Origin of the sequence: Saccharospirillum salsuginis, assembly GCF_014651855.1 — a bacterium.
In the GTDB taxonomy this organism is placed as follows: Bacteria; Pseudomonadota; Gammaproteobacteria; order Pseudomonadales; family Natronospirillaceae; genus Saccharospirillum; species Saccharospirillum salsuginis.
On sequence record NZ_BMXR01000008.1, the window covers coordinates 173,548 to 199,167 of the forward strand.

At 57.6% G+C, this 25,620-nt stretch carries 31 protein-coding genes; 20 read left to right on the top strand and 11 right to left on the bottom strand.

All coding sequences use genetic code 11. The annotated features are described in order from the left end of the window. Positions 1 to 34 precede the first annotated feature (34 nt). On the bottom strand, positions 35 to 925 hold the full coding sequence (locus IE111_RS16340; protein WP_189610680.1) for a HEPN domain-containing protein: 891 nt from the start codon (positions 923 to 925) through the stop codon (positions 35 to 37). A gap of 262 nt (positions 926 to 1,187) precedes the next feature. On the opposite strand from IE111_RS16340, the gene IE111_RS16345 reads away from it, so the two are divergent. From IE111_RS16345 to IE111_RS16355, 3 genes are read left to right on the top strand one after another with little or no spacing between them, the layout of a single operon-like run. Next, complete coding sequence (locus IE111_RS16345) at positions 1,188 to 1,673, top strand: Hcp family type VI secretion system effector (protein WP_189610682.1); 486 nt, start codon at positions 1,188 to 1,190, stop codon at positions 1,671 to 1,673. A gap of 60 nt (positions 1,674 to 1,733) precedes the next feature. Continuing rightward, positions 1,734 to 2,165 carry a hypothetical protein gene (locus IE111_RS16350; protein ID WP_189610684.1) on the top strand — a complete coding sequence of 144 codons (432 nt, stop codon included), beginning with the start codon at positions 1,734 to 1,736 and terminating at the stop codon, positions 2,163 to 2,165. A gap of 11 nt (positions 2,166 to 2,176) precedes the next feature. Then, a complete protein-coding gene (locus IE111_RS16355; RefSeq protein ID WP_189610686.1) occupies positions 2,177 to 2,635 on the top strand; it encodes a hypothetical protein in 459 nt (152 codons plus the stop codon). A gap of 69 nt (positions 2,636 to 2,704) precedes the next feature. Here IE111_RS16355 and IE111_RS16360 read toward each other — a convergent pair whose 3' ends face one another. The 7 genes from IE111_RS16360 to IE111_RS16390 form a co-directional block, all read right to left on the bottom strand. After that, the gene (locus tag IE111_RS16360; RefSeq protein WP_189610689.1) at positions 2,705 to 3,844 is read right to left on the bottom strand and encodes a toxic anion resistance protein; all 1,140 of its coding nucleotides are present in this window, start codon (positions 3,842 to 3,844) and stop codon (positions 2,705 to 2,707) included. A 2-nt stretch (positions 3,845 to 3,846) separates the two neighbouring features. After that, on the bottom strand, positions 3,847 to 4,497 hold the full coding sequence (locus IE111_RS16365) for a 5-bromo-4-chloroindolyl phosphate hydrolysis family protein (protein ID WP_189610690.1): 651 nt from the start codon (positions 4,495 to 4,497) through the stop codon (positions 3,847 to 3,849). A 6-nt stretch (positions 4,498 to 4,503) separates the two neighbouring features. Beyond that, entirely contained in the window at positions 4,504 to 5,403 is a 900-nt protein-coding gene (locus tag IE111_RS16370) for a glycine betaine ABC transporter substrate-binding protein (RefSeq protein WP_189610692.1), read from the bottom strand. Then, on the bottom strand, positions 5,393 to 6,196 hold the full coding sequence (locus IE111_RS16375) for a vWA domain-containing protein (protein ID WP_189610694.1): 804 nt from the start codon (positions 6,194 to 6,196) through the stop codon (positions 5,393 to 5,395). The genes IE111_RS16370 and IE111_RS16375 overlap by 11 nt, the downstream gene beginning before the upstream one ends. 10 nt (positions 6,197 to 6,206) lie before the next feature. Further along, positions 6,207 to 7,934, bottom strand: coding sequence for a nitrate ABC transporter substrate-binding protein (locus tag IE111_RS16380; protein ID WP_189610696.1), 1,728 nt, complete (start codon positions 7,932 to 7,934; stop codon positions 6,207 to 6,209). A 27-nt stretch (positions 7,935 to 7,961) separates the two neighbouring features. Beyond that, positions 7,962 to 8,399 carry an OmpA family protein gene (locus IE111_RS16385; RefSeq protein WP_189610698.1) on the bottom strand — a complete coding sequence of 146 codons (438 nt, stop codon included), beginning with the start codon at positions 8,397 to 8,399 and terminating at the stop codon, positions 7,962 to 7,964. A 331-nt stretch (positions 8,400 to 8,730) separates the two neighbouring features. Continuing rightward, positions 8,731 to 10,014 (bottom strand): aspartate aminotransferase type Ic, encoded by a 1,284-nt coding sequence (locus IE111_RS16390; RefSeq protein ID WP_189610700.1) that lies wholly within the window; start codon positions 10,012 to 10,014, stop codon positions 8,731 to 8,733. A 236-nt stretch (positions 10,015 to 10,250) separates the two neighbouring features. Between IE111_RS16390 and IE111_RS16395 the strand changes: the two genes are divergently transcribed. Both IE111_RS16395 and IE111_RS16400 read left to right on the top strand, forming a co-directional pair. After that, complete coding sequence (locus IE111_RS16395) at positions 10,251 to 11,201, top strand: RDD family protein (protein ID WP_189610702.1); 951 nt, start codon at positions 10,251 to 10,253, stop codon at positions 11,199 to 11,201. A 19-nt stretch (positions 11,202 to 11,220) separates the two neighbouring features. Continuing rightward, entirely contained in the window at positions 11,221 to 11,709 is a 489-nt protein-coding gene (locus tag IE111_RS16400; RefSeq protein WP_189610928.1) for a GNAT family N-acetyltransferase, read from the top strand. Positions 11,710 to 11,789: 80 nt separating this feature from the next. Here the strand turns inward: IE111_RS16400 and sppA are convergent, their stop codons facing one another. Continuing rightward, entirely contained in the window at positions 11,790 to 14,228 is a 2,439-nt protein-coding gene (gene sppA, locus IE111_RS16405; protein WP_189610704.1) for a signal peptide peptidase SppA, read from the bottom strand. A gap of 480 nt (positions 14,229 to 14,708) precedes the next feature. On the opposite strand from sppA, the gene IE111_RS16410 reads away from it, so the two are divergent. From IE111_RS16410 to IE111_RS16440, 7 genes are all read left to right on the top strand, one after another. Next, complete coding sequence (locus tag IE111_RS16410) at positions 14,709 to 15,044, top strand: helix-turn-helix domain-containing protein (RefSeq protein ID WP_189610706.1); 336 nt, start codon at positions 14,709 to 14,711, stop codon at positions 15,042 to 15,044. 104 nt (positions 15,045 to 15,148) lie between these two features. After that, positions 15,149 to 15,598: a hypothetical protein gene (locus IE111_RS16415; protein ID WP_189610707.1), complete on the top strand. Its 450-nt coding sequence runs from the start codon at positions 15,149 to 15,151 to the stop codon at positions 15,596 to 15,598. Between the two features lie 415 nt (positions 15,599 to 16,013). After that, positions 16,014 to 16,370: a DUF6176 family protein gene (locus IE111_RS16420; protein ID WP_189610709.1), complete on the top strand. Its 357-nt coding sequence runs from the start codon at positions 16,014 to 16,016 to the stop codon at positions 16,368 to 16,370. A 200-nt stretch (positions 16,371 to 16,570) separates the two neighbouring features. Further along, positions 16,571 to 17,233: a hypothetical protein gene (locus tag IE111_RS16425; protein WP_189610711.1), complete on the top strand. Its 663-nt coding sequence runs from the start codon at positions 16,571 to 16,573 to the stop codon at positions 17,231 to 17,233. A gap of 99 nt (positions 17,234 to 17,332) precedes the next feature. Next, a complete protein-coding gene (locus IE111_RS16430) occupies positions 17,333 to 17,815 on the top strand; it encodes a GNAT family N-acetyltransferase (protein ID WP_189610714.1) in 483 nt (160 codons plus the stop codon). Positions 17,816 to 17,912: 97 nt separating this feature from the next. Next, complete coding sequence (locus IE111_RS16435; protein WP_189610715.1) at positions 17,913 to 18,623, top strand: hypothetical protein; 711 nt, start codon at positions 17,913 to 17,915, stop codon at positions 18,621 to 18,623. Between the two features lie 42 nt (positions 18,624 to 18,665). Then, positions 18,666 to 19,571, top strand: coding sequence for a DMT family transporter (locus IE111_RS16440; protein WP_189610718.1), 906 nt, complete (start codon positions 18,666 to 18,668; stop codon positions 19,569 to 19,571). 7 nt (positions 19,572 to 19,578) lie between these two features. Here the strand turns inward: IE111_RS16440 and IE111_RS16445 are convergent, their stop codons facing one another. Beyond that, entirely contained in the window at positions 19,579 to 20,136 is a 558-nt protein-coding gene (locus IE111_RS16445; protein ID WP_189610720.1) for a hypothetical protein, read from the bottom strand. Further along, positions 20,133 to 21,149 (bottom strand): CARDB domain-containing protein, encoded by a 1,017-nt coding sequence (locus IE111_RS16450; protein WP_189610722.1) that lies wholly within the window; start codon positions 21,147 to 21,149, stop codon positions 20,133 to 20,135. The genes IE111_RS16445 and IE111_RS16450 overlap by 4 nt, the downstream gene beginning before the upstream one ends. A gap of 352 nt (positions 21,150 to 21,501) precedes the next feature. Here IE111_RS16450 and IE111_RS16455 point away from each other — a divergent pair, with 352 nt between their 5' ends. From IE111_RS16455 to IE111_RS16490, 8 genes are all read left to right on the top strand, one after another. Continuing rightward, complete coding sequence (locus IE111_RS16455) at positions 21,502 to 22,197, top strand: aspartate/glutamate racemase family protein (RefSeq protein WP_189610723.1); 696 nt, start codon at positions 21,502 to 21,504, stop codon at positions 22,195 to 22,197. A 30-nt stretch (positions 22,198 to 22,227) separates the two neighbouring features. Next, complete coding sequence (locus IE111_RS16460) at positions 22,228 to 22,431, top strand: tautomerase family protein (protein WP_189610726.1); 204 nt, start codon at positions 22,228 to 22,230, stop codon at positions 22,429 to 22,431. Further along, the gene (locus tag IE111_RS16465; protein WP_189610728.1) at positions 22,428 to 22,955 is read left to right on the top strand and encodes a GNAT family N-acetyltransferase; all 528 of its coding nucleotides are present in this window, start codon (positions 22,428 to 22,430) and stop codon (positions 22,953 to 22,955) included. The genes IE111_RS16460 and IE111_RS16465 overlap by 4 nt, the downstream gene beginning before the upstream one ends. A 313-nt stretch (positions 22,956 to 23,268) precedes the next feature. Next, positions 23,269 to 23,598 (top strand): N(4)-acetylcytidine aminohydrolase, encoded by a 330-nt coding sequence (gene yqfB / locus IE111_RS16470; protein ID WP_189610730.1) that lies wholly within the window; start codon positions 23,269 to 23,271, stop codon positions 23,596 to 23,598. Next, complete coding sequence (locus IE111_RS16475) at positions 23,598 to 23,945, top strand: SH3 domain-containing protein (RefSeq protein WP_189610732.1); 348 nt, start codon at positions 23,598 to 23,600, stop codon at positions 23,943 to 23,945. Before yqfB ends, IE111_RS16475 begins: the two co-directional genes overlap by 1 nt. Before the next feature lie 65 nt (positions 23,946 to 24,010). Beyond that, a complete protein-coding gene (locus IE111_RS16480) occupies positions 24,011 to 24,520 on the top strand; it encodes a P-loop nucleotide/nucleoside kinase family protein (RefSeq protein ID WP_189610734.1) in 510 nt (169 codons plus the stop codon). A 114-nt stretch (positions 24,521 to 24,634) separates the two neighbouring features. Beyond that, positions 24,635 to 25,240: a hypothetical protein gene (locus tag IE111_RS16485; protein WP_189610735.1), complete on the top strand. Its 606-nt coding sequence runs from the start codon at positions 24,635 to 24,637 to the stop codon at positions 25,238 to 25,240. After that, positions 25,233 to 25,613, top strand: a complete 381-nt coding sequence (locus IE111_RS16490) for a winged helix-turn-helix domain-containing protein (protein ID WP_189610737.1) — start codon at positions 25,233 to 25,235, stop codon at positions 25,611 to 25,613. Before IE111_RS16485 ends, IE111_RS16490 begins: the two co-directional genes overlap by 8 nt. The last annotated feature ends 7 nt before the right edge of the window (positions 25,614 to 25,620 follow it).

Genomic DNA, 25,620 nt, shown 5'->3' on the forward strand with positions numbered 1-25,620 from the left:
AATTGTTGGGTAACACTACCTATGAACTGAACACTTAGTCTGTAGGAACTTGCTGGTTCAACACCAAGGTGCATATTTCATAGGATAGTTTCTTTAGGTCCATAACTACTTTTGTCAACCACTCTAATTCTTCCTCAGTTATTTCAAAGTGCTCTGAATAACGAGCATCAACATAAGCACGCTTCAGCCTCTGAAAACTACGGCGATGAAACTTGCTGTCTGCCGGAAACAGGCTTGAAAAACGAACATCTTGCTGGGCACAAAGTGAGCGTAGATGTTCCAGGTTGTGGGTTTTCGGAAGGTAGTTTGTGCAAACCAGCAGTACGCAACTCAGAAACCGTTCCGTAGCCTGGTGCAGCATGAATGCAGCTTTCTTGTACCAACCTCTGTTTAGGTCGTCTTGGAACGACACAAAAAATTGCTCAGCACTTTCAAACCACTGATCAAAATGCTTCTGAGCAATCGCCTTTCGTTCCTCGGGCGTTAGTTTCCCGGGTAACGCCAACTCCCTCCCATCGGCACTGTACAGCTCAATCCCTTCCTGCCGGATATCCCGAAAGAAATAATGACCCTGGTCCAGCCATTCGTTCACCTCCGCCAGTGTATGCACAATCAACCCCAGCGGTGCGCTGACACGGCGGATGATCCGGTCTTCGGCGGCCTGCCACACTTCGTATTCTTCCACCAATGCCGGTTTGTTCACGATAACGAGAATGTCGTAATCGCTCTCATAGCCATTGGCCGGGTCGCTGACCCAGGTACCTTTTGCGTAGCTACCGAACAGGATGATCTTGAGTATGCGGTAATGTGACCGGCGGCCTGTTTTACCCGCGAGGAATTCGTCCAGCGCATCGCGCAGCACGGTGGCGATGGTTTGGATGTCCTCTTGCTTGGCGTCGGGCAGGTGGTCGAGGCTCGTTTTCATTGGATTAGCATACTATAAGTCGGGAGGGGTGGGCCAGCCTGCTTGTGCGTTCGCCCAATCCGGTCGACAACACCTCTGGTCGCCAATATTGCTTAAAGTCATATATTACTAATCGTGTTTACAATCAATGACAGGGTTAACACGCAACTTGGTATTTGGATCACAATATTCAAATGTCGTGGCGAAACTGTTTGAGATCGGCGAAAAAATTGACGTACTGTCCTGGCTCCAACCAATGTTCAATGGAAAAGGAGAAAGGACGATGGCAATACCCGCTTATTTGTGGCTGAAGGATGAACAGGGGAACGATATCAAAGGTTCCGTCAGTGTCACCGGAAGAGAAGGGTCCATCGAAGTACTGGAGTTCAATCATTCAATATATATCCCCACTGACAATGATACAGGTGAATTGACCGGAACAAGAAAGCATGGCGCGATCATGTTGAAGAAGGCTTTCGATGCTTCCTCTCCCTACCTGTTCAAAGCTTGTTGTAATGGACAGAAGCTGATGCAAGCAGTCATTCGTTGGTATCAGATTGATGACTCCGGACAGGAAGTCGAGTACTACCAGCATGTTCTGGATGGTGTCAAAATCAACTCCTTCTCGCCCAAGATGGCCAACACCAAGGATCCAGCATTTGAAAAGGTCCCCCATATCGAAGGCATTTCTTTACGGTATGAAAAAATCACCCACACATACCTCGATGGCAATATAAGCCATTTCGACTCTTGGAATGAAGGCCGATAACAATTGTGAAGGGCTGTCTGAGCCCTTCCTTTTTCGGGAACAGGAAAAGGAGCATTTAACATGGCAGTGACAGAGCTTGAAGCAAAAGTTACGATTGCGAAAATTGTTCAACTGGCCTATGACACCAATGGCGATAAGGCGGCTAACATTATCTTCGGTCGGGGTGGATACTCGATCGCAATAGATCAGTCCGGCGAAGTGCAGATGTCTGGGTCGATAGGGAACACAATTATATTCAATGGCGACCCCGCCTTGGATGGTCTTGGGTTCAAGGTCAAACGTGTGTCGGTTAATTTTACAAACGGGGACGGCGGGACCGTGAACTTTAACGGTTCATTCGATTTTGTTGCAGGCACCAGTATCTCCGTTGCGGGAAGCTTTGATGTATACAACATGATCAAAAGCTGTAGCGGGTTATTGTGCAAAGCGGCACGGTTTTTAGATGGTCGTGATGCACAGATAGAACAGGAACTACAACAGTATATTCGGTGAGGGGTTGAGATATGAAAGTTTTGTACGGACTAATATCGTTGTTTCTGGTCGCTTGTGTAAGCGCCCCTCCTCAGAGCCAACGCAGCCTTTATCAGGAATTCCACGCATTCAAGTCGATGGCTAATTCAAACTATGAGTTGGCCAAGAAGACCAAGATATCAAGAGAGCTCCGGGAGCATGTTGAGCAAGCGCAAAAAAACATGCCCGCGGAGCTCAGGACTGACTTTTTCTTGAATCTGGCAAACAACTTCGACGATGAAGACAGCCATTTTGAGGAAAAGCGTGCTGAGTCCGGCTGTTTAACAGTAAATGGTGTCAATCAAGATGGTCGGCCGGAAACGTTGTCGTTGTCATATATTAAAGAAGACGGTAATTGGGTGATCAATCGGTATATGTCTCATATTCATGACTCAGTGAATGGATATTATGAAAGTGCGCGATGTCGAATCGCCGGCTCACAGCCCCAGTAGTGCAATTACCATTTTAATCTGAATAGAAGTGAGAAGTGTGCCGTCCCGGGAACGAGACGGCGACAAGCATCAACCCGCCCGCAAAGCACCTTTCAAATCGGCTTCGGTCTGCTGCAGCCGTGTTTCGGCGTCGGCCCGGGCCTTGCGGCCTTCCTCGACGATGGTGATCGATTCCTGAATGGTTTCGATCAGGGTGTTGTTGGCCTGTTCGACGGCTTCGATGTCGAAAATGCCGCGTTCGATCTCGCGTTTAATCTCCGCATTGCCTTGCTTCAGGGCCTCCTGGTTGGCCACCAGCAGTTCGTTGTTCAGGTCGGTCACTTCCTTGTTGGTTTTGGCGGCTTCGCGGGCGCGGTACTGGGTAATGGCGGTGGCGATCTGCGTCTTCCACATGTTGACGGTGTTGACGATGGAGCTCTGCATCTTGTTGATCAGGCTCTTGTCGTTTTCCTGGGTGATGCGCATGGAGGTGAGCATCTGCATCACCACCTGGCGCGTCAGTCGCAGGTCGTGCACCTTGCGTTCCAGGTCGTCGCGCGTGGTCTGGATGTCGCGCAGTTCCTGGGCTTTCACCACGTCGTCGGTCTCTTCGGCGACCTTGCGTGCGTTTGGAATGTCTTCCTGGTCGAATTGTTCGACGCGCGCTTCACCGGCGAGAATGTAGTATTCAAGGTCCCGGAAGTAATCGAGGCTGGCGTTGTAGAGTTTGTCGAGTTTGACGATGTCCTGCGAGAGCTGCCAGATGTGGTCTTCCAGCTTGGTCTCCACGGCGGTGATCTGCGCTTCGACGCTTTCGTATTGCTGAATGAACTTGGCGATGGGCTCGATGGAGCCGAACAGACGCTTGAAGAAGCCGGGCTTTTTGCCGTCCTTCACGTCGGACAGGTCGAGGCCGCGAATGGTGGTGACCATTTCGTTCAGCAGGCCGCTGGCGGGGCCGGCGTCTTTGTTGCGCACGCCTTGCAGCATGTCATCCGAGACGGTGGACATCTCGGTCTGCGCGACGGACCCGAAATGAATGACGGATTCGCTGTTGCCGACCTTCACTTCCTGCATCAGTTGTTTGACGCGTTCCTGGCCTTCGGCGGGCAGGGCCTTGAGTTTGTCCTGGGGTCCGCCTTCGGCGTCCAGGTCGGTGTTGCTGGATTGGTTGACGTCGGCCAGGCTGGTGGTGGCCGCGGGATCGATGTTCAAAGTGTGCTCAGACATAATCAGAGTCCTTCTCGCTTGAGGGCCTTGGTCAGTACGTCCAGATCGACATCGACACTGAGGACGTCGTTAGCCAGATTCTTTTCGTATTGTTTTTCAAAGGCGGTACGGATTTGTTGCAGTACGGTTTCGCACCGTTGGCGGATATCCTGAACGGCGGCCTGGTCGGCGCCTTTTTGTTCCAGGTCGGTGACCTTTTCCAGAATTTCCACGGCGGCTTTCAGGTAGATGCGAAAGGTGCGCGACCGGGTCAGGTCGCGCGGGTCGTCGATGATCCCCTGAATGATCTTGTTGGACCAGTCGATGATGTCGGTGACGGTCTCGTGTATCACGCCGTCGTGTTGCGCGTGCAGCTGTTCCAGCTGGGCGGTGTAGTCGCGGCATTCCTCGATGAAGCCGGCCAGCCGGGTGGCGTCGCCGTGGCCGATGCCGTCCATGTCCAGCAGGCGTTCGGTCAGGTGCTTTTTGCGCGGCAGCGCGAGGCTGACGCCCGCGAAGGTGAGCACGCCGAGCCCGAAGGCATACAGCACGGACGGGGCGGGCAGGGTCAACTGGGTCTGCACCAGAACCAGCACAACGGAGCCGGCGACGCCGGCCACCAGCGAACGCTGCAGTACACTTAATCCGAAGGTGTCGGCCTGGTCCAGTATCATCGGTCGTTATTCCTCGCCGGTCATCCAGTATTGCACCCGGTCGGTGTTGTTCTCGATCCAGGCGTAAATCGCGTCGCGGTGTGAGGTCTCGCGGGCCTGGGCCATCAGTTCCTCGACTTCGCTGACCGAGAGGTTCATGCGCCGCAAAAAGGCGACAATCTCGGGCTGGCGTTGTTCGAAGCCCTTGTGGACGATGGCGTGCACGGATTCGGCGCCGCCGTAGACGCCCTTGGGGTCGTCCAGGTAGCGCAGGTCGTACTTGGCGAATTTCCAGTGCGGGTGCCAGCCGGTGGCGACGATCCAGCGGTTCTCGTCGAACGCCTTGCCGATCTCCATCGCCATTTTGGGGCCGGTACCGGTGAGGATCTCGTAGTCGAGCCCGTAGTCGGCCATGGCGGTCTGGGTCATGCCCATGATGCCGGAGTTGGCGCCGATGCCCTGGATTTGGCCACCCAGCTGTTCGCGCACCGAGGGTTTGGCCAGGTCGGCGATGGACTTGAGTTCGGACTCGGGTACGTAGTTGGGCACCACCAGGCCGAGATCCGCCCCTTCGTACAAGGGCCCCAGGTCGACGAGGGTGTCGGCGTAGCGCTCCATGTAGCTCTTGTGGGTCAGCGGCTGCCAGGACATCAACATGGCGTCGAGGTCGCCGTCGGCGACGCCCCGGTACTGCACCGAGATGTCGGCGAGGGTCAGTTCGACGTCCTTGCCCATGCCCTGTTGCAGGATGATGGCCGCCATCTTGGAGACGACTTCGGCGTCGCCCCAGGTGGTCCAGCCGATGGCGACGTCGGGTTCGTTGCTTTCCGCCGAGGCTTGGGTGAAGGCGAGGCTCGCGGTCATCGCGGCGGTGGCGACCAGGGTCTTCAGAACCTGCCGGAAAGCGGTGTTGGGTTTACAGATCATTGCCGGTGAACTCCTGTATGTTTGCAAAGTCCTGGGATTCGGCCAATACGCTGTCGAGACCTTGAGCCAGTTCCTCGGGGTTGCGCGCGCTGCGGTAGAGGGTGACGCCGGGTTGGTTCAGCGCGGAATCGTCGATGCAGAAGCCGATGGTGTGCAACTCGATCGGGTTGGCGGCGTTGCCGGCAATGCGTTCGATCTCGTCGCTCGGGTTTTCGCCGTCGCTGTGTTCGCCGTCGGTGATCACCATCAGCCGGTAGGTGCCGTAGCCTTGCTGGTAGCGGGCGCGGTCGGTCAGTTGCTCGTGCGCGAGCCGCACCGAGGTCAGCAAGGGGGTGCCGCCGGCCGGGCGGCTGGAGTTGACGTGTTGGCGAAAGTCGGGCCGGTTGTCCTGGCCCAGATTGACGCGGACGGAGGGCCCCCGGCCGTCGAAGATGATCAACCCCAGGTTGGCCTCGCGGTCGACGCTGTCGACCCAGGCGTTCAGCGCCGCTTTGGCGGCGGCCGACTTGCTTTCATAGGAACCCGCGCACCGGTCGCTGCCCATCGAGCCGCTCATGTCCAGCACCACCATGTAGTTGGTCCGGGTCAGCAGCGGGTCGAGCGCGTCCGGCTCGGCGGCGTCGCCCTCGGGCCAGGGCGTGCTCTTGGCTTCGGCGACGGTGTGCTTGAAGCGCTCGTCGATGGTCGGTTCGTCGTTCTCGGCCTGGGCCTCCGGTTCGGGCGAGCATCCCAGCAGCGCGAGCAGGGCGATCGATGCGGTCAGTCCGCTTTTAAATCCATTTGCCGTATTCATCTCGATCTCCTTACCACGCGTTGATCGGGGTGAATGTGCTCGCTTCGGCTTCCACGTTCACAATGCGGAAGGTGACCCGCATGTTGGAAAGCCATTCGGCCTGGGTTTTCGGCGGGCAGGGATCGCCGCCGCACATGCCGGTCTTCGGTTCCTGTATGCCGTGGCCCAGGGTGACGAACTGGCTTTCGTCCATGGTCTGGCCTTGTTCTTCGGCGAAATCCAGTACGGTGTCGCGCACTTCAATGGCGCGGTTCATCGAGAGGTTCTTGGCCGCCTGCTGGACCGAGCGCAGTTCGTGCGGCGTGGCGCCGTTGTGCTGCATTTTCAGGTAGTTCAGCGGGTCGCTGTGGCCTTCCACGGTGATGACGGCACCGCCGTAGGTGGCGGCAACTTCCAGCACCTTGTTGAACTTGGCCTGGTAGTCGGCCGCGCTGAAGCTGGTCTGGTTGGGCTCGAAGTTGATCTCGAATTCCATCAGGGCTTTCTTGTCGAGTTCGCCGCTTTGTTTCATGTCCTCGACCACCGAGGAGGCCTTGTTGTTGTCGAACCCGGGCAGGCTGGTGCGGCGCTGGTCGAACACGCCGCCGGCGAAGGCGTCGTAGTCCCAGTTGGCCATTTTCAGCTGGTGGGCGCTGGCCATCAGCCCCTGGGCCACCAGACCGTTCTGGATCTCGTCGTTCAAGGCCTTGAAGGAGCGTGCCTCGGCGGCGACCGACCAGTCGACGTTGCCCTGCAGGCCGACGGTTTCGACATCGCGCCACATTTGCTGGGCTTCGTCGGTCGCGCCGCTGTCGTTGAGCAGGTGTTCGCCCACGGCTTCCCAGTCGACCACTTGTTTGACCACGTCTTCGCGCACGGTTTCCTCGGCGCTGAACAGGGTTTTGACGAAGGCTTCGATCTGTTGGCGGTTGTTTTCGAGGTAATCGGCACGGACGACATAGACTTCGGAGATCATCCGGTTGGCGGATTTGGTCGAGAGCATGATTTCCGCACCCTTGACCGAGCCTTCGGCGCCGCTGCCGACGTTGCCGCCGCTGGTCAGGATCCGCGCATCGGCGGTGATCACGAAGGCGGCGTCGATGCCGTCGTCTTCCAGAAAGGCGGCCCCGGGGGTGTTGCCCTGGAAGCCGACCAGTTTTTCGGTATAGCGAATCTCGGGTTCCTGCCATGATTGGCCGTCATTGGCGGCGTCTTCGCGGGCGTCGTCGAGAATCTGCGTCAAATAGGACAGATGCGGGCCGTAGGCCTGGGTCACGATGGTGGCGCCGGAGAGGTCGGCCGTGCTCTGGATGTTGGCGCGGCTCACCAGGGCATCGCCGCCGTTGGAGTAGCCGTGTTGGTAAATGGCCACCTGGCGGGTGCCGTCCTGTTGTTCGGTCAGGTCGGCCACGGCGTTGAGCATGCCCTGGGTACCGCGCAGGATGGGCACATCGCAGCTGAGATAGGCCTTGAGCTGTTCGCGGATGTCGTTTTCCACGTGCAGGGTGACACTGACGTCGTTGTCGGCGAACAGGCTGCCGTCGGCGGGCGACAACTGATAGTCATTGGCGTACAGCGGTACGATGTCGGCGCCGTTGGAGCGCATCGGTACGTTCAGGCCGGATTCCTGGCGGCATTCCTGGACGGTGGGGTCCATCGCCTGCGCCAGTGGCACGGCATCGACAAATTCGACGGCCTGGGCTCCGGCGGCGGGCAAAGCCAGCGTCAGCCAGGCGGCCCATTGTACTTTCCGTTTCATGATGGTGGGTTTCCTTCTCGGTCGTTGTTAGGGGGCGACGGTGATGAGTGCGCGTGAGAGACGGCGCTGGTAGGCGCGGTCCGACTCGTCCGGCTGTTGCTCCAGCGGTTGGGCGCCACCGACGCCGACACTGTCTATTCGTTCGGGTTCGATGCCGGCGTCGACCAGCCGACGAACCACGTCGTCGGCGCGTTGTTCCGACAGGGCCAGATTGGCCTCGGCATCGCCCCGGGTACCGGTATGACCGGCGACCACGATGCGGGCGTCGTGGCGGACCAGGGCATCCTGTATGGCTTGGCCCAGGGTGGATTGCGCTTCGGCGCTCAGTTCGGTGCCCCGTTCGAACGGCAATTGATAGGTCTGCGGGCGCTGCGCCTCGCCGACACCCTGAAGCACCGTGGTCAGTACCGCGACGACCGCCAGCAGACCCAGGCCCGACAGTCGTTTGACCAGTTCTTTGTTCATCGTTCAACTCCTACAGCGGGTTCGCTACCGACCCAGTGGGCGCTCGATGCCCGGCATCGAAGCAGTGTTTCAGTCGTCAGCCCGCTTGAATAGGACCAAGAGTCACTTTCGGACATGAACCGGTCGGGTAGGCCGGCGAGAAAGAGTAGGGCCGTGTTTGGCCTGCAGCGGAAGGGAATGAGACAACCATCACAATTCCCTGTATGACTGTACTGAGGGGCGTCAGGTTACCAACTCCACCCCACCGCCACAAGGACCGGCGCCGGTTGGCCGGGCCTTGCGGGAGTGTGATGGATGGGGTCAATCCGGGCGGGTTCTAACCGCTATTAAACTAGTGTTGGAGGGCTTGCCGCACCGATGCGAGGGTGACGCACAGGGTGAACACGCGCATGGCATCGTCCACTTCGCTGACACTGGGAACGGACGGGGCGATGCGGATGTTGGCGTCTTCCGGGTCCTTACCATACGGGTAGGTGGCACCGGCCGGGGTCAGTTTGACGCCGGCCCCCAAAGCGAGCCGGACGGTTTCTTTCGCCAAGCCGGGCCGGGTATTGAAGGAAATGAAATAGCCACCTTCGACGGCGTTCCACTGCCCCAGGTCGTTGTCGCCGAACGCGTCGTTCAAGTGTTTGAGCACAGTGTCGAAACGCGGTTTTAATAGGGCCGCGTGTTGTTTCATGTGCGCCTTGAGCGAGCCGTCCTGCGCGAAGAAACGGGCATGGCGCAGTTGGTTCACTTTGTCCGGCCCGATGGTCAGGGCGCTCAGCGACGCCTTGATGTGTTGCAGGTTCTTGTCGCTGGCGCCGAGGAAGGCGACACCCGAGCCGGCGAAGGTGATTTTCGAGGTCGACGCGAACTGCAGCACGCTGTCTTCCGTGCCCGCTTCCCGGCAGGCGTCGAAAACATTGGCCAGTGCCGGCGCCTGATCGTTCAGGGCGTGAACGCTGTAGGCGTTGTCCCAGAATACCCGGAAATGCTCGCCGGCGATGCGGCCGAGGTGGGCAATGCGGCGTACGGTCTCGTCGCTGTAGACAATGCCGGTCGGGTTGGAAAAGCGGGGCACGCACCACAGCGCCTTGATGCTCGGGTCCTGCTCCAGGGCTTTCTCCACCGCATCCATATCCGGCCCGGCGTCGGTCATGGGCACGGGGATCATTTCGATGCCCAGGTGTTCGCAAATGGCGAAGTGGCGGTCGTAGCCCGGCACAGGGCACAGGCACTTGGCGTTCTTGTCCAGATGCCAGGCGCTGCCGGGGCCGCTGAGACCGTCGTGATAGGCGATGCTCATGGCCTGGTGCATCAGCGTCAGGCTGGAACTGCCGCCCGCCAGCACCTGCTCAACCGGCATGCCGAGCAATTCCGCACCCAGCTCCCGGCACTCGGTCAACCCGTCCAGACCGCCGTAGTTGCGCACGTCGACGCCATCGCGGGATTGATAGTCCCCACCCAGCAGGCCATCCAGCGCATTGGACAGATCCAGTTGCTCGGTGGACGGCTTGCCGCGTGTCAGGTCGAGGCTCAGCCCTTCCTGTTTCAGGGTGTCGTATTGGTTGGACAGGTCCGACTCGAGGGCTTTCAACTGGTCTTGGCTCAGGGAGGCGAGGTCTGGGGTCATATCGATGCTGTGGTTCCTTGGAAATGGCGGGTACAGTCTACACGGGTTGGGCAAGGCTCTCCATGTGGCTCGATTCCCGGCCCCTGGGCGGAATGGAATTCCCAACTCTCGTTTAATACAATCGGGCGTTCTTTGCAGCCTGGGGTATTACCCCAGTCGCAATGTAATTCAGTTGCAGGGTATACCTCCCTCGCTGCTGCTTGCTTATCTATCCGCACCACAAAAGGAATGCTGTCATGACGGAAGCCGTTGTACACGATCGTTGGATTTCAGGATTTTGGCGCCGGGTATTCGCGTTCGTTCTCGATTCGCTGTTGTTGGCGTTGATTGGCTTCCTGATAGGGCTGTTTTTCGAGGACTTCTTTGTCCAGCTTGGTCAGTGGGGGTTTCTGGTTGGTTTCCTTATTTCGCTGATCTATTTCGGAATCTGGAATAGCGGTATCGGCGGCGGCCAAACCTTTGGGAAACGAGCGGCCGGTATCCAGGTAGTGAATGCGGGCAATAACCCCATTGGTGTTGGACAGTCGTTCCTGCGCTACCTGGTGTTGAGTTTGCCATTCTACCTTGGTGGTCTCCAGTTCATGACCGACAATGTCGGTACCTTCCTGAGTTATCTCATAGGCACTCTGGTCTTTGGCAGTTACCTGGCAATTGGTTACCTGCTGGTGTTCAACCGCGCCACCCGTCAATCACTTCATGATCTCGTGGTGGGCACCTACGTAGTACGCCAGAACACAGAGAAACAACCGGTAGGGGAAGTGTGGAAAGGGCATTTCGTTGTGGTCGCACTCTTGGTGCTGTCAGCGGCATCGTTATCATTTTTCACTCGTGATCTGTTTCAGTCCGGGCCGTTCAAGGGCATGGATGTCGTGCAGGAACGACTTTCTGATGAAACCCTTGTGAGTCATGCAACCATCACGGTCGGGTTTTCAACCTTCAAGCAACTGGGAGCGGAGACGAATCAGAACCGCTTTGTGACCGCGCAGATTTACCTGAATGACAATCGCACCCAAGATGAGGCACTGGCACGGCAATTGGCGGCAATCGTGGTCGAACACTACCCCCAGGCTCAGGATAAGGATGTGATGCTGGTTACGCTCTCTCATGGATACAGCATCGGTATTTGGTCGCAGTGGTCCAGCAAGACATACCAAATTGAGCCGGGTGAGGTTTTAGGCGGCTCATAGCAGACGTTAAGTGAGTGACATGATCGTCAGAACATTCGAACAAGCCGATTTCCCAATGGTCAAAGCGATCTACCAGCAAGGTATAGATACCGGTAACGCCACCTTCCAGCAGCAGGCGAAAGACTGGGAAGAGTGGGATTCATCCCTTCTGCCGGAATGCCGCCTGGTGGCCGAGCTTGAGGGAGAGATCGTCGGCTGGGCCGCTCTCAGCCCCGTGTCGTCGAGATGCGTTTACGCAGGCGTTGCCGAGGTCAGCGTTTACGTGTCGACAGCCGCCGCAGGCCAGGGCATTGGCAAGCGGCTGCTGCAACACCTGGTAACCGCGTCCGAGGTAGCCGGAATCTGGACCTTGCAGGCGGGCATCTTTCCGGAAAACACAGCCAGTATCGCGATTCATGAGAAGAATGGATTCAGGAAGCTGGGGGTACGGCAGCGGCTGGGCAAGATGAAGGGTCAATGGCGGGACGTGGTTTTTATGGAGCGACGTAGCAACACAGTTGGTGTTTGAATAGTAAAAAAAGGCCGCTCTCGAAGGAGCGGCCCAGGTTACCGGAGGCTGTTTACACATACCCCCGGGCATCCATTTGATCAGGGCGTTAACGACCCCTCAAAATACTCATACGGCAACAGAACCAACGGCTCTCCGCGCTGTTCTGCCAGGAACTTCAGGTACCGTTGGTTGTACAGGCTGGCGTTGAACAACACCGACGCCCGGTCGTCCGCTTCGATCATGTACAGCAGGTCGTTCCAGTTGGAGAGGCTGGCATTCGGTTTTTCCACCAGCATGACCTTGTCGCGGTCGGTCAGTCCGGCTTGTTCCCGGGCGGCGTCGATGGCATCGGTCAGGCTGCCCAGCTCGTCAACTAATCCCACTTCGAGTGCATCGCGGCCGCTGTAGATCCGGCCGGCCGCCAGTTGACGCATCTCGCCTTCGGTCATGCCTCGGGCCTCGGCGGCCTGGCGGACGAACTCGTCATAGCCTTCGTTGATGAAGTCCATGATGCGGTCGCGTTCTTCGTCCGTCAGGGGGCGATGCGGCAGTGAAATGCCGAGCGGCAGGCCGATGCCTGCGTTGGCGTCGGCGGAGTCCCCGCGGCTGACGAAGTCGCTGCTCAAACGCAGTTTATCGCCCACACCTTCATCCCACAGCCGCACGCTGGTCACGCCGATGCTGCCGGTCACGGTATTCGGCGCGGCGATGAGCGTACCGGCATGCATGGAGATCCAGTAACCGCCGGAGGCCGCGAGGTTGCCCATGGAAACCACAACGGGCTTTTCTTCCTGGGTTTTCTTTACTTCCTGTGCCAGCAGGTCGGCCGCCAGGATGTCGCCCCCGGGGGAGTCGACACGCAGCACCACGGCTTTAATGGTGTTGTCTTCGCGCAGTTCGCGAAGGGTCTCGGCCAGTTCGCGGGTGTTCATGCCGTTGTCGGTGGCGGTCATGCCGGTGGCGTAGAGCACGGCGATTTGGTGAGCCGGGCCCCAGCGGTGGTCGTTGGCGGTACGCATCACGCGCAGGCCATTGGGTTCGACCGTGTCGCGTTTGCCGCCGGCGATGTCTTCGAGCGTGTCTTCCATGTCGGCGTAGCGGCCCAGCCGGTCCACAACACCGGCCCGCTGCAGCTCACGGGGCGAAAGCACGATGCCACGGTCGATCAGATTGTCGAAGTCCGACGCGGACAGGCCACGGCCGTTCTGCATGGAGGTCTGCCAGAGGGCGTAGAAATCGTCGATCAAAGCCTGGCGTTGTTCGCGGTCAGCTCGGGACATCTCGCTGCGCGAGAGGGATTCGAAAGCGGTTTTGTATTCCAGGTTGCGCAGCTCTTCCACGCCCACGCCCCAGTGGTCGAGCAGTTCGCCCAGGTAGGTGGTACCGGAGACAAAACCGGGCACGGTCAGGGTGCCGACCGGGTCCATGATCACTTCGTCGGCGGCCGAAGAGAGCAGCAGTTCGGTCATTTGGCCCCGTTCGATGTACATCACCACCCGTTTGCCGGAGGCACGGAACCCGTCCAGGGCGGTTTTGATTTCCCAGGCCATGGTCGGCGGCACTTGCATGTTCGTTGAGTTGATGACGATGCCTTCGATGGAGTCATCGATGCGCGCGGCTTCGATGGTGCGCAGTGTGTCCAGCAGGGATTGGCGACGGTCGAAGAAGCCCAGGGTCTGGTAGGACATGCGGTCGTCGAGGGCCAGTTCCAGGTAGTCGTCGCCGCCTCCAGACCAGGCGTCGAATACGTTGCGGTCCCAGGAGCCGAGGCGTACGCCGTAGGATTGGTAGGCATCGCCTTCGTTCGGCTGGTGCGACTGCGCGCTGATGCCGCTGTGGCCGAGGCTGACGGCGAAGCCCAGGGTAACAGTCTCGGTGTCGAAATAGCGGCCGGTGAGGCGCACGCCGGGCATGATTTCCGAGGAGCCGCCGACGGACCAGTTCCCGTCGGCGAAGTCCTGATCGTTGCCGAGGGCGTAGTCGGCGAAGAGGGTGAGGGCCGGGGTGCCCAGCGGGCGTACCGACAGGTCGACCACGCCTTCGTAGTAGTCGGCATCGGTGGCGATGGTGCCGGTCAGGCCGAGCGAGGTGTAGCGATTGGGTCGGGTCAGGGTGCCCAGCGTGAAATGCGTGCGCAGGTCCTGGGCGTCGGTATCGCCCCGGTACCAGCCGATCGACAGCCCGGCCGAGGCATCGTCGGTGCCGCCACCGAAGGATAGTTTGTAGTCGCTGACCTGCCCCGGGCCCCGGTTATCCCGTCCGAAACTGAAACTGACGCCGGGCCCGGCGAAAATGGCCTGCCAGCGTTGGTCGTCGTACAAAAAGTCGTCGCTGGTCCAGTGCAGGGAGGCGTCGCCGCCTTTGAGGTAATGCAGACCGGCGGGGTTGTCGTAGCCGTACAGCCCGAAACGCTGGGCGCCGGGCGATGTCATGGAAAATTCGTTGGCCTGGTAGTAGCGCTTGAAGCCGATGTCTTCGGCGTTCGCCATGGCGGCGGGCAGCAACAGCGCGATGAGTAACGTGGTGCGGTGTGTCATGGTATCGATCCTTTAACGAGTGTGCCTTCCAGTCAGCTCGGCGGAATGCGACGGCCGAAGATACAGGCTCGGCACCATTCTTGGCTGGTTGTGACAGGGCTCGGCAGCATACGGTGGCCGAGTCTTGTCCTGTAGATACCAAAGTACTGTTCTGGCCGGGGCCGTTCGGGGTGCGCCCGGTCGTGATACAGCCTGAGAATGTCGGCCAGTGTAGGTCAGTCCACCGGGCCTGGCTTGGGCCAGAAGTAATGGCGATGGTTCGAGGCTGGGTGCGCTGATGTAACGCTGATGTACAAACAGTACATTTACATCAACCCGGATCACGAAGAGGTCATTCAGCGCGAGCGAAGACAGCAGTTACCATCACTAGGCTCAATCGCACTTCTTATCTTATTTGTTCTTATATATGCTCTTCCATTTACTTATAAAATGACTATATTATAAGCGAATGAACGATATACACTGGTCAAAGAAAGCGAGATGAAAGCACCTACTGACGTCCAGATTATTCACCAAGGCGGAGAGCCCGCCTTCGCTGTCATACCTTATGAGCAATACTTGGAATTGCTCGCACATGAGAAGGGTGAAGCTTATGTTCCCCATGAGGTAGTAGGGCTCCAAATCAAGAAAGGACTCAGTTTGATTGCTGCTTGGCGAGTTTATAAAGGCCTTAACCAGAAGCAACTCGCTGATCGGATGGGGGTCACTCAACCTGCTATCGCTCAGATTGAGAAGGCTGGAGTTAAAGCGCAAGCAAAAACTCTCCAAAAGGTTGCGGATGCTTTGGGAGTGAGGCTTGATCAAATAACAAAGTAAAGGTATATCCTTGCGGCAGTTGGGTTTTGATGCGAGGGCCGAGTCGGATAGGATGGAGGCTTTAGCGGGCAATAACGATAGGTCATTAACTTAAGGGAATGCCCATGTCACCGGTATTATTTTTTCGACTGAGTTTATTGGCGCCTGTGCTTCTGCCAATACTCTTACTCTTCACCGGCCCCGAGGGTCCGGCTGCTTTTCTCATGCTTGCTCTGGTGTTCGGTGGCCCTGCCTATCTGTTCCTGGCCCTCCTCTTGTACCGCTGGATCGGTCGAAGGCATTCAACAGGAAGCATTCGCAGATTGGTCTTTTTGAGTCCTATCATTTTTGTGCCCATCGAAGCCGTGTTTATGACGCTGTTAATGTTGTTCGTGGAAAGCAATCAGATTCATTTAATCGAGATAGCCTATATGATAATGGTGTTTTCCGGGTATTCCCTTTTGGTGGGTTATATCTACGTCGTACTGGTAAGCTTCACTTCAATAGCGTTGGAGTGGTTTGGGTGGTTGTCGGAAGAGGAATCGGGGACTGTACAACGCCACACTAATTGTTAAAGTAGTACTTGCCCGACGAAGTTTGGCCATTCAGCCGTCCGATCGCCAGTGTTCGGTAATATCAGCGATGACTGCGCAGTCTCGCTGATCTCGGCAGTTCAACCATCCCTAGCACTCCCTGGCCAGCACGCTGGAACCCTGTGCGGTTCAGTAAGACGGAAACATCGTATTTAGCTTTGGTGCCGTGGGGTTCGTGATTCTTCTGCCGATATAGAAATCGGTACATTTCATGCGCTATTACCCGCGCTGGCATAGCTATACCTCGCCCAGGCAGACGCCCTGCGCGCCTCGGGCGGCGACCCGTCAGTGGCCTTGATTTGTGTGGCACAATCGGACGGTTGGTGGCCGTTTCGACCATGCCTGTTGGGCGGGAGGTGCGATAGTATCTTGGAAAACCCACTTAAGGAGACATCGAATGTTGCAATGCCAGTGCCTGAAAATACCGGTAAAACCGGAAAAGACCGAGACTCTATTAGCCTGGATCGGGAATTTGAAAGATCGGAAGGACGAGGTGTTGGAGGCGTTGTCTTCCGAAGGGATCAATGACGAAGCCGTGTTCGTTTCACAGGAAGGCGATCGGCATTTCCTGTATTTGTATTCCAGGTCTGAAGATCTTGAGGCGGCTGCCATGGCTTTTCAACAATCCAATTTGGCGGTGGATGTGGAATTCAAATCCATTTTGGCGGAGTGTCTTGATTTCCCTTCGGCCCTGGCGCTGAATCCGGTATTTTATGCGGACGGACGGGAACGGTCGGTCGTGTGTCACCCCTGACTCGGCCATTCAAGGATGGGAAGCTATCCCTTGATGCCGGGCTGTACAAAGCCATTGTAATTGTTAAAGTAGTCCTTGCCCGACGAAGTTTGGCCATTCAGCCGTCCGATCGCCAGTGTTCGGTACTATCAGCGATGACTGATCAGTCTCGCTGATTACGACGAATCAAGCCCAACACAACGGAACAGGCAGGGAATCTCATGGTGGATGAACAGACCCCGTCGTCACCGGGCGATACTATGCCCAAGGATATGAATTTCCAACCCTCTATTGATGCTTTGGAGCGGCGAGCCGCCCGCGCGCGACGAACCATGCTGATGGTCGGGGCGGTGCTGATCGCTGTCATCATGTCGCTGTTCGTGTTTATCGTCTTTCAGCTCCAGGCTCCCGAGGTGTTCAACCTCTCCAAGCACTCCCTGGCCAATACGCTGGAAACCCGAGCGGCGCAACTGGTTGATTTACTGGTCGATATCGACGAAGAAGGCGAAAGCACCGAAGCCGAACTGCAGGCCCAGTTGGACGACACCATCGCGCTGATCAGTGAATTCAACACGAGTACGGGGACATCCGACAAAGCCACGGCCGGTATTGCGGATTCGTTGTCCACCATCGCGTTTAGCTTTGGCGCTGTGGGGTTCGTGATCCTGCTGATTCAGATATCGGTACAGTTCATGCGCTACTACGCACGCCTGGCCGAGCTATACCTCGCCCAGGCCGATGCCCTGCGCGCCTCGGGCGGCGACCCGTCGGTCGCCTTCGAGTTTATCCAGCACTTCTCGCCGGCCAGTGTAGAGCTTGGCAAAGCACCGGCTAGCGTCTATGAAAAGGCGCTGGAGACGATATCGTCGGTGTATAAGCGGTAACCGCGCCAGCTTTATGAAATCCAATCGGAGAGCTGCAGCTCGACCTGTACAGGAGTGTAGAAGACAAAATGAATCAAGATGCCACGTCGGTAAAAGTGAATGGTCGATCGAAAAGAGATTGAAGTCCGAGTCAGAAGAGCGGTCCAGGCTGACAAAGATACATTGTCTACTTTGTGCATCACTGTATGGGTCGATACATACTGCATTGATGGGGTCGAGCCCAACCTAGCGGACTATGTGCTATCTGCCTACTCGCCCACCAGATTGGCGCAAACCATTGAAGAGAAACACGTTTTTGTAGCCGAACACGCAGGTGGAGTCATCGGTTTGGCGGTTTTCGACTCTGACACAGGCGAGATAGAGACGCTCTATGTCTTGCCCCGGTTTCAAGGTAAACGGGCGGGATGCCTATTGCTGAGCGCGATTCAATCCGGTTACAAGGGACCGGTATTCCTGACTTGCTGGGAAAAGAACGTACCGGCGATTCAGTTCTATAAACAGAATGGGTTTATCGAAACAGGTGAGGCGTTCTTTGAATTGGACGGTCAGGTTCACAGAAATATTGAACTGTCTGTTCTTTAAGCTAAAAGTCACAAACGGGATATCGAACGAAAACCCGGTCAATGCGAACCGTAATGGTTTACATCCCATGGCTCATTGTCGGGTATAGGAGGGATCTTTGTTGAAACTGGACCACGTTGTACTGCACAGTGACGGTACGGCGCATGTAGAGGACCTAAAGGAAACGCTTCAGTCAGCCGGTATTCCTTACGAGCCATCGTGGGGCAAGAAAGCCCGGGGCTTTCGGATCTCCAATATCTGGATCGGGCGTCAGTATTTCGAGATCGTGGAGATCCACAGCGACGACAATCTCTGGCAACCGCAATGGGCCGACCGGCATCGTGAAGGCGAGCGTGGTACATTCTGTCTCTTCTTGAAGGTTGATCGAAACATCGATGACGTATATCGCCAATTGGTCGATAGCGGGGTAGAGGCTACGGCGCCCGAACGAACCCGGTTCAAATGGTTGTTTGGCTTGCTTGAAAAGAAATTGCCCTGGCGGTTCATTACGCTTCCTAAAATCCCGGGGACGGATATCGAGCTGGGCATTATCGAATACGATGAAGGCGCGGAGCGGAAATTCGAGCCCTTTATGGTGCCCAATGGCACCGAAGTTGGGTTGACGGGGCTATCCAACCCTGTGATTCAGTCATTCCACTCCGATCTGGCCGAACAGTGGTTGGCACAGATTCAAACAGCTATCGGGGAACCCTTGCCGATAGCCGTTGTGGCGCGGACGAGTGATGAAGCGTTGCATTTGACGGTGGAGTCCAGCGCCGGGGCGACGTTCACCGGTGCCGCGTTTTCCGACGTGACGCTGTCTCCCTAGCCGGTGTAACCTAGGCGTTCTTTCGTCCTTCGAGAGGAACCCATGCCACTGCTTTATTACCTGGCCCCGCTGGGCACTGTGCTGATTTGGTCCGGCAATATGACCATCAACCAGCTTACCGTCGGCTCCATCGCCCCGAGCAGCATCGCATTCCTGCGCTGGTTGCTGGCCTGGGCGGTGATGACGCCGTTTGTGTTGCCCCAGGCCTGGAAGTACCGCGACACCTTGCGCCGGCACTGGTTCAAGCTGGCCGTGCTCGGGGCCTTGGGCATGGCCTTGTGGCAAGGCCTGGCCTATGTGGCGGCGGAGACCACGTCGGCCACGAACATGGGCATTCTGGCGGCCATGGTGCCCCTGCTGACCGTGTTGCTCAGCGCCTTGGTCCTGCGGGAGCCGCCGACTCTGGGCGGTGTGGTGGGTGGTGTTATCGCCCTGGTGGGGGTGGCGGTATTGCTCGGGCAGGGCAATCCGTTGTCGTTGTTGCAGTTGGAGGTGTCTCCGGGGGATGCGCTTATGGTGGTCGCGGCGACCTGTTATGCACTCTACGGCGTCATGCTCAAGCGCTGGCCGTTCGATCTGCCGCCCTGGGTGTTGCTGTACGGCCAGGTCTGTTGCGCGGTGGTGATCCTGCTGCCGGTGTATCTGCTGGGGCCGATGACGCCGGTGGACGCGCAGAACATCGGGCTGATCCTATACGCGGGCATTCCGGCATCCATCATCACGACGTTCCTGTGGATGCGGGCCATCCGACAGATCGGCGCCAGCCAGGCGAGCATCTTCATCAACCTGATGCCGGTGTTCAGCGCGCTCATCGCCATGATGCTCCTCGGTGAACGGGTGGCGCTGTTCCACCTGACCGGCGGTTTTCTGGTGTTGATCGGTGTAATCATGGCGCAGACGCTGACGCGGCCGTTCCGAAGCATTCTCGGCAAGGCCCGTGAAGCCTGAGACCCGGTTACAGGATCTCCTCGATCGGGTAGACATACTGCAGGTACAGATAGAAGAACAGCAGCGAGATCACCAGGATGACCACACCCAGTACCGGTGAGCTCACCTTGATGCCGGAGGTCGACGCTTCCAGCGTGGAGACGGCCCGGTCTCCTTCCTTGTCGGTCTTTTTCAGGTCCGCCCGGAACTGCAGCCACGAAAAATAGATACCGGCTGCCACCAGGGCGATGACAACGACGAAGATGATCCGCGACGACAGCAATTGCCACTCGAATACGCGTTGGCGGTGGTCGAACCCTTCTGTGCGGTAGTCATAATACGCCTTGAGGGCGGCCTGCATGGCGGCTCGCCCTTCGGCATCCAGCAGCTCGCCGGAGATCATCGCCGGGGCTTGCAACGGTTGTTTGCCGTTTTGATTGTCTTCCGCTTCAAGGGCGGCTTCCATGGCTTCGATCCGCGACGTGTCCGCCGGTTCGGGGCTGTTCTCACCTTCCTCGCCCAGGGCCGTCGACATGGGTCCGAACAACAAGCCACTGATCATCAGTATCGGCCAGAGTCGCGTCATTCATCGTCCTCCAGAGCGGTCAGGAACTGGATGCTGCGCAGGCGCCAGTTGATGCGTTCGTAGTAATCCTTGTCGGCTTCGGTTTGCTGGTAGGCCTCGAGTTCGGCGTCGGTCAAAATGTTGCCGAGGATGGCCAGCAGGTCGTCGGCGAGGAAGCGGCCCCAGTCGCTCAATGACTCGGGCAGCTCCGGCAGAGCCGCCCCCTGAATCTGGATGGCGATGGGTGACAAAACGGTACCGTCGGGCTGAATGTATTCGACCAGGCCATCCGGCCTCAGCCGCCGTTGCGAGCCGTCCGGCCAGGTCAGGACGATGGATCCGTCCTCGAGAATGGTGCGGGTCGCGTCGGATGTATCGACCGGAGTTTCCGGCGTCGCCGGCGGTGGGCCGGGATCGGCGCGTTCCGGTTCGATCACGCGCAGCTCGAGGTCCCGATGCTCGGGCAGGATCATCTCGAACCGGGGCAGGGCGCGGACGAGGGATGCGGACGGATTGATCGTCAATTCCCGGCATTGGGTGTTGTTGTTTTCATCGGCTTCCCGGACCTTGTTGCCGGGGTCGACCCGGGCGCACAGCTGGAACCGGCCGACCGGAATGTCCGCCGGCAACTGAGCGGAGGTGCGGTAACGGGTTCGTTGCCTGGGTGCGAGGTCGTCGGTGTTGCTGACGCGTCCGCCCCGGAGCAGGACACCGTCGAAATAGTGTTCATCGAAACGGGCGAACCCGGTGGGCAGGGTGCGCCGGGTGATGAAGACGTCGACCATGTAGCCGTTGTCGGAAGACCGCGTGCCCCGGGCGAGGCGATCGCCCCGGTTAATGACCGTCAGAGTGAGGGCGTCGCCGATGTCTTCGCCGGCCTGGGCGCTGTCCGGAGCGACCAGGCCCACCATCAGATCCGGCAGCGCCCAGGTTGTGATCGGGAAGAGTGAAAGGCCGGCGGCGAGAAAGGGCCATAGGCAACAGCGAGCCATACCCCGGGCGATGGCCTGGAGCGGGCAGTGAATACGCGTCATAAGACACCTCCTTCCATGTGTCTGGAGCGGCGTTTTCTTCGAACCGACCATAGGCCAGAAACCCCAATAGCGCCACCAATCGGCCCTTCCTGGGTCCACATCCGATGGTGTGGCTCTCAACCTCGAGCGTAAAAAAAAGCGACCCCACTCGATAACTCAAATGCACGCAAGCGGATTTTTAAAGGACCGAACGCCTGTCTCATTGGTTTGTACTGGAATAGTTCCGTAACCCGCATAACGCCATCGGCGCCGGCGAACATCGACGGTTGAGTGAACAGCCGTATGTGTTCAGCCGAACCACGGAGAGTGATAGAGTCATCGTGGTGTTTGCCGGAAACGAAACGGAGTGGCGATGAAAACCATAGGCGTATTGGGCGGTATGAGCTGGGAGTCGACCCAGACCTACTACCGATTGTTGAACCAGGGCGTCCAGGCCCGATTGGGCGGCCTGCATTCGGCCAAAGTCGTGCTCTACAGTGTGGATTTCGCGGAGATTGAAACCCTGCAACATCAAGGCGACTGGGACGCGGCTGGGGACATGCTGGCGACCGCGGCCCGATCGGTGGAAGCCGCCGGTGCGGATTTCCTGCTGATTGGCACCAATACCATGCATAAGGTCGCGACCCACATCGAAGCGGCGGTTCAAATTCCCCTGCTGCACATCGCCGATGCCACCGCTCAGGCCTTGCAGCGGGACGGGATAGACCGGGTCGGCTTATTGGGGACACGCTTTACCATGGAGCAGGCGTTTTACCGCGAACGACTGGATAGCCACGGCATTGAGGTATTGGTACCCGACGAAGAACAAAGAACCACCATTCATGACGTCATTTACCAGGAACTCTGCCTGGGGCGGATCAACGATGCCTCCAAACAACAGTATCTGCACGTCGTGAACTCACTGACCGAACGGGGCGCTCAGGGCGTCATTCTCGGTTGCACCGAGATCGGCCTGTTGATCCAGCAGGCGGACACCGGCACACCCTTGTTCGATACCACCGAACTGCATGCTGCGCAGGCCGTGGAGTATGCGCTGAAGGACCATTGAGTCACCTTTTGGGTTAAAGGAGGCATCGCCATGCCCTATGTAAACATCAAAGTCACCGATGAAGGTGTTACCCCGGAACAGAAAGCCGAACTGATCTCCGGAACTACGGAATTGCTGCAACGTGTGCTGAACAAGAACCCGGAAACGACCGTGGTCGTGATCGACGAGGTGAACACCGACAACTGGGGCATCGGCGGTGAACAGGTCACCCACCGACGTGAGCGTGGGCAATGAACGAACAGGAAACGCACGCCCCGATCGTGGAAGACGCTCAACTCGGTCTGGAACTGAGACCTGCCCGGCCAGAGGACCTGGCCGAGCTGGTCGCACTGTCCATTGAAGCCTTCCAGGACGACACTCGCTTTAAACCACCCGGCGCTTACATGGGTGGCCCGGTCGGCCATGACCGGCTCGACTATCACAAAGAATGGCTGTCTTGCTATCGGTATTATGCGTGTGAGCACCAGGGCAAAATAGTAGGCTCCGCCATGGTGGATGTGGCGGGTTCCCTGGCGAGGATTCACGGAATACACGTCAGTACCGCTTCAATGGGGCAGGGCGTCGGTTCCTGGATGTTGTGTGCCCTTGAGACAGCTTTACCCAAGGTCACGCAATGGACACTGGAAACACCGGATTACGCCATACGAAACCATCGATTCTACGAAAAGAACGGCTACACCCTGGAAAAAATAACCCAACCCGAGCCCAAACTGGGCTTCGGCTTCTACATCTACGAAAAGCAAATGCCCGTAACGTAGGGCAGAAGTGGTCCGACACATCGGGCGACAGCGTTATCTGCCGCAAATGGTTGGCTATGGGCACGGTAAATTCCCAGCGGCAGATGTCGGCTCCACCTCTTCTGCCCTACAGGGCTTCCACATCTACGAAGATCAAAATCCGTAGGGTACAAGTGGTACGTCTGGTCCGGCATTCCGGCATCGGACGACAGTGTGGTATGCCATGGGAAGCATGCTGTGCCAGAACCCAATTACGGCAGATAACGGCTTCGCCTCTTCTGCCCTACGGTTTGTGCATGTCGTTGTAAGCAGAGGCTTTTTAAGGAAATTAGTAATGGGCAACTCTTCTTCCAAAATAACGTTTTTCCAGTGGTTGCGGCCACTGATCGAATCCGGTCAGAAGACCATAACGATTCGCGATGAGTCTGAGAGCCACTATGAACCCGGATCAATTGTGAGTGTTCACACACTTGAGACGGATGAGAAGTTCTGCGACATAGAGATACTGTCCGTTGAAGCTCTGCGATTCGAGGACATTAACGACACCCACGCCCGACAGGAATTGTTGTCTCTGTCCGAGTTAAAAGCACTGTTAAAGGACATTTACCCGGGAGAAGAATTACTGTACGTCATTTCCTACCGGTTGGTCGAGGAGCCCCGATAATGAAAGTCATCGTTAACCAAGCTCACGTCTCCAACTACCCTAATCCGATTCGCTTCAACAAAGGTGACCCCCTGATGTTGGGTGCTCTGGATACGGAATACCCCGGTTGGATACGGACGCGAACCGAGGATGGCAATGAAGGCTGGGCGCCGGTTCAATACATTGATCGGGATGAATTAAATCAAAGTCAGGGTACGGCCAATACCGACTATTCCGCTTTCGAACTGAATACCCGACAAGGTGACACCCTGACGGTGCTGTCCGAACTGAACGACTGGTACCGAGCGTGCAATGAGGATGGCACCGAAGGCTGGGTACCGGTGAATACGGTCGTCCCGTTCAGTTGACCGAATGCCTGCCCGGTAAGGCCGGGAAGGGCGGTATCATCACTTGACAATAAGAGATTTGGGACATGTTACAAACAGGCACTCTGAAACTCCTCATCGGCCCGGTGGGTGCCGGTAAAACCACCTACGCGGAGCAACAAGCCCTGGTGTCCCGACTGGTTTTTCTGGATCTGGACACCTGGATGGTCCGTCTGTTCGGTGACGACCCGAGACCCGGGGATGGCGTGCTCGCCTGGTATATGGAGCGGTGTGAGCGGTGTCGCGAACTGATCTGGGATCTGGCTCTGAATACCTTGAATGCAGGCTCCGATGTCATGTTGGAATTGGGGTTGATCAACCGAGCGGAACGCGAAGCGTTTTACGCCCGAGTCCACAACGAAGATATACCGCTGGAGGTATTGCTGCTGGACGCGCCCCGTGACGTTCGCCGGGAACGGGTCAGTCGTCGAAACCAGAACCTGGACCGATATACCCAAATCGTTCCGCCCGAGTTTTTCGAGAAAGCGTCGGATGCCTGGGAACCGGTGTCGGACGAGGAGCGGCAGGTCTGGAACATTGTCGACATTTCCCGATAGGTCCCTCTGATCGGTCAGCATTCGTATTCGGTTCAATTGACGGGGAGGGTTGTCTCGATGGACTTTGTATCGTAAAGTTCTTCACAAATAGACGGTAACCCGGACCAGCCCGTAATGACGGATGACGAACCTTCGACCCCGACGGCCGAACCGACCATGTTGCACGAGCGTGCGGCCGACAATTTGCGTTACATCCGCGAGACCATGGAGAGCACCGGTCGTTTTACCGAGCTGTCCGGTCTGGGCTATGTGCTGATCGGCCTCTCGGCGGTGCTGGCTTGGCTGGCCGCCGTTCGTTTCGCGCAGGAGGCGTGGCTGTCAGTCTGGATGTTCGAGTTCGCCGTGGCGACGGCCATTGGCCTGTGGTTCACCGCACGCAAGGCCGTTGGCGCAGGGGTGACTTTATGGGACCGATCCGCCCGGAAATTGCTCCTGGCGTTTTCACCTCCCATGGCGGCCGGCGGTTTGTTCACGGTCGTGTTGTATCCGACAGGCGATGTGGCCTTGATTCAGGGTATCTGGTTGAGCTTGTACGGGGTGAGCGTCATCACCGGTGGTTTGTTTTCTGTCGGTATCGTGCCGGTCATGGGGTTGGGCTTTATGGCGGCGGGTGCAGTCGCGTTGTTGTGGCCAGCCACCACTGGCTGGATGATGTTACTCGGCTTTGGAGGTCTGCATGGCCTGTTCGGTGTGTTGATCTGGAGGCGTTACGGTGGCTAGAGCGGTTAAGAAAGCACAAGCGGACAAGCCGGCAAAAACGCCGAAGCCTCGAGCCAAAGCCCAATCGGCTCAGGTTCCGGCGGCGGAGCTGGACCGGTTGATTCACGATCGGGTCCGCCTGGGCATTCTCAGCGCGCTGGCGGCGGACGCCAACCTCAGTTTCAGCGAGCTGAAAAAGGTATTGAAGGTGACCGATGGCAACCTGAGCGTCCATGCCCGCAAGCTGGAAGATGCCGGTTACGTTGAATGCCGAAAGCGATTCGAAGGCCGGACACCGCGCACCGAATACGCATTGACGCCCAAGGGGCGAAAGGCGTTGCAGCAGTATGTATCGCACATGGAGGCGATCATCAGTCACGTTAAAGGTGGCTGATATTTTT

Coding starts and splice junctions, on each gene's coding strand:
- IE111_RS16340 (WP_189610680.1), bottom strand. CDS start 925: ATGAAAACGAGCCTCGACCACCTGCCCGACGCCAAGCAAGAGGACATC.
- IE111_RS16345 (WP_189610682.1), top strand. CDS start 1,188: ATGGCAATACCCGCTTATTTGTGGCTGAAGGATGAACAGGGGAACGAT.
- IE111_RS16350 (WP_189610684.1), top strand. CDS start 1,734: ATGGCAGTGACAGAGCTTGAAGCAAAAGTTACGATTGCGAAAATTGTT.
- IE111_RS16355 (WP_189610686.1), top strand. CDS start 2,177: ATGAAAGTTTTGTACGGACTAATATCGTTGTTTCTGGTCGCTTGTGTA.
- IE111_RS16360 (WP_189610689.1), bottom strand. CDS start 3,844: ATGTCTGAGCACACTTTGAACATCGATCCCGCGGCCACCACCAGCCTG.
- IE111_RS16365 (WP_189610690.1), bottom strand. CDS start 4,497: ATGATACTGGACCAGGCCGACACCTTCGGATTAAGTGTACTGCAGCGT.
- IE111_RS16370 (WP_189610692.1), bottom strand. CDS start 5,403: ATGATCTGTAAACCCAACACCGCTTTCCGGCAGGTTCTGAAGACCCTG.
- IE111_RS16375 (WP_189610694.1), bottom strand. CDS start 6,196: ATGAATACGGCAAATGGATTTAAAAGCGGACTGACCGCATCGATCGCC.
- IE111_RS16380 (WP_189610696.1), bottom strand. CDS start 7,934: ATGAAACGGAAAGTACAATGGGCCGCCTGGCTGACGCTGGCTTTGCCC.
- IE111_RS16385 (WP_189610698.1), bottom strand. CDS start 8,399: ATGAACAAAGAACTGGTCAAACGACTGTCGGGCCTGGGTCTGCTGGCG.
- IE111_RS16390 (WP_189610700.1), bottom strand. CDS start 10,014: ATGACCCCAGACCTCGCCTCCCTGAGCCAAGACCAGTTGAAAGCCCTC.
- IE111_RS16395 (WP_189610702.1), top strand. CDS start 10,251: ATGACGGAAGCCGTTGTACACGATCGTTGGATTTCAGGATTTTGGCGC.
- IE111_RS16400 (WP_189610928.1), top strand. CDS start 11,221: ATGATCGTCAGAACATTCGAACAAGCCGATTTCCCAATGGTCAAAGCG.
- sppA (WP_189610704.1), bottom strand. CDS start 14,228: ATGACACACCGCACCACGTTACTCATCGCGCTGTTGCTGCCCGCCGCC.
- IE111_RS16410 (WP_189610706.1), top strand. CDS start 14,709: ATGAAAGCACCTACTGACGTCCAGATTATTCACCAAGGCGGAGAGCCC.
- IE111_RS16415 (WP_189610707.1), top strand. CDS start 15,149: ATGTCACCGGTATTATTTTTTCGACTGAGTTTATTGGCGCCTGTGCTT.
- IE111_RS16420 (WP_189610709.1), top strand. CDS start 16,014: ATGTTGCAATGCCAGTGCCTGAAAATACCGGTAAAACCGGAAAAGACC.
- IE111_RS16425 (WP_189610711.1), top strand. CDS start 16,571: ATGGTGGATGAACAGACCCCGTCGTCACCGGGCGATACTATGCCCAAG.
- IE111_RS16430 (WP_189610714.1), top strand. CDS start 17,333: ATGGTCGATCGAAAAGAGATTGAAGTCCGAGTCAGAAGAGCGGTCCAG.
- IE111_RS16440 (WP_189610718.1), top strand. CDS start 18,666: ATGCCACTGCTTTATTACCTGGCCCCGCTGGGCACTGTGCTGATTTGG.
- IE111_RS16445 (WP_189610720.1), bottom strand. CDS start 20,136: ATGACGCGACTCTGGCCGATACTGATGATCAGTGGCTTGTTGTTCGGA.
- IE111_RS16450 (WP_189610722.1), bottom strand. CDS start 21,149: ATGACGCGTATTCACTGCCCGCTCCAGGCCATCGCCCGGGGTATGGCT.
- IE111_RS16455 (WP_189610723.1), top strand. CDS start 21,502: ATGAAAACCATAGGCGTATTGGGCGGTATGAGCTGGGAGTCGACCCAG.
- IE111_RS16460 (WP_189610726.1), top strand. CDS start 22,228: ATGCCCTATGTAAACATCAAAGTCACCGATGAAGGTGTTACCCCGGAA.
- IE111_RS16465 (WP_189610728.1), top strand. CDS start 22,428: ATGAACGAACAGGAAACGCACGCCCCGATCGTGGAAGACGCTCAACTC.
- yqfB (WP_189610730.1), top strand. CDS start 23,269: ATGGGCAACTCTTCTTCCAAAATAACGTTTTTCCAGTGGTTGCGGCCA.
- IE111_RS16475 (WP_189610732.1), top strand. CDS start 23,598: ATGAAAGTCATCGTTAACCAAGCTCACGTCTCCAACTACCCTAATCCG.
- IE111_RS16480 (WP_189610734.1), top strand. CDS start 24,011: ATGTTACAAACAGGCACTCTGAAACTCCTCATCGGCCCGGTGGGTGCC.
- IE111_RS16485 (WP_189610735.1), top strand. CDS start 24,635: ATGACGGATGACGAACCTTCGACCCCGACGGCCGAACCGACCATGTTG.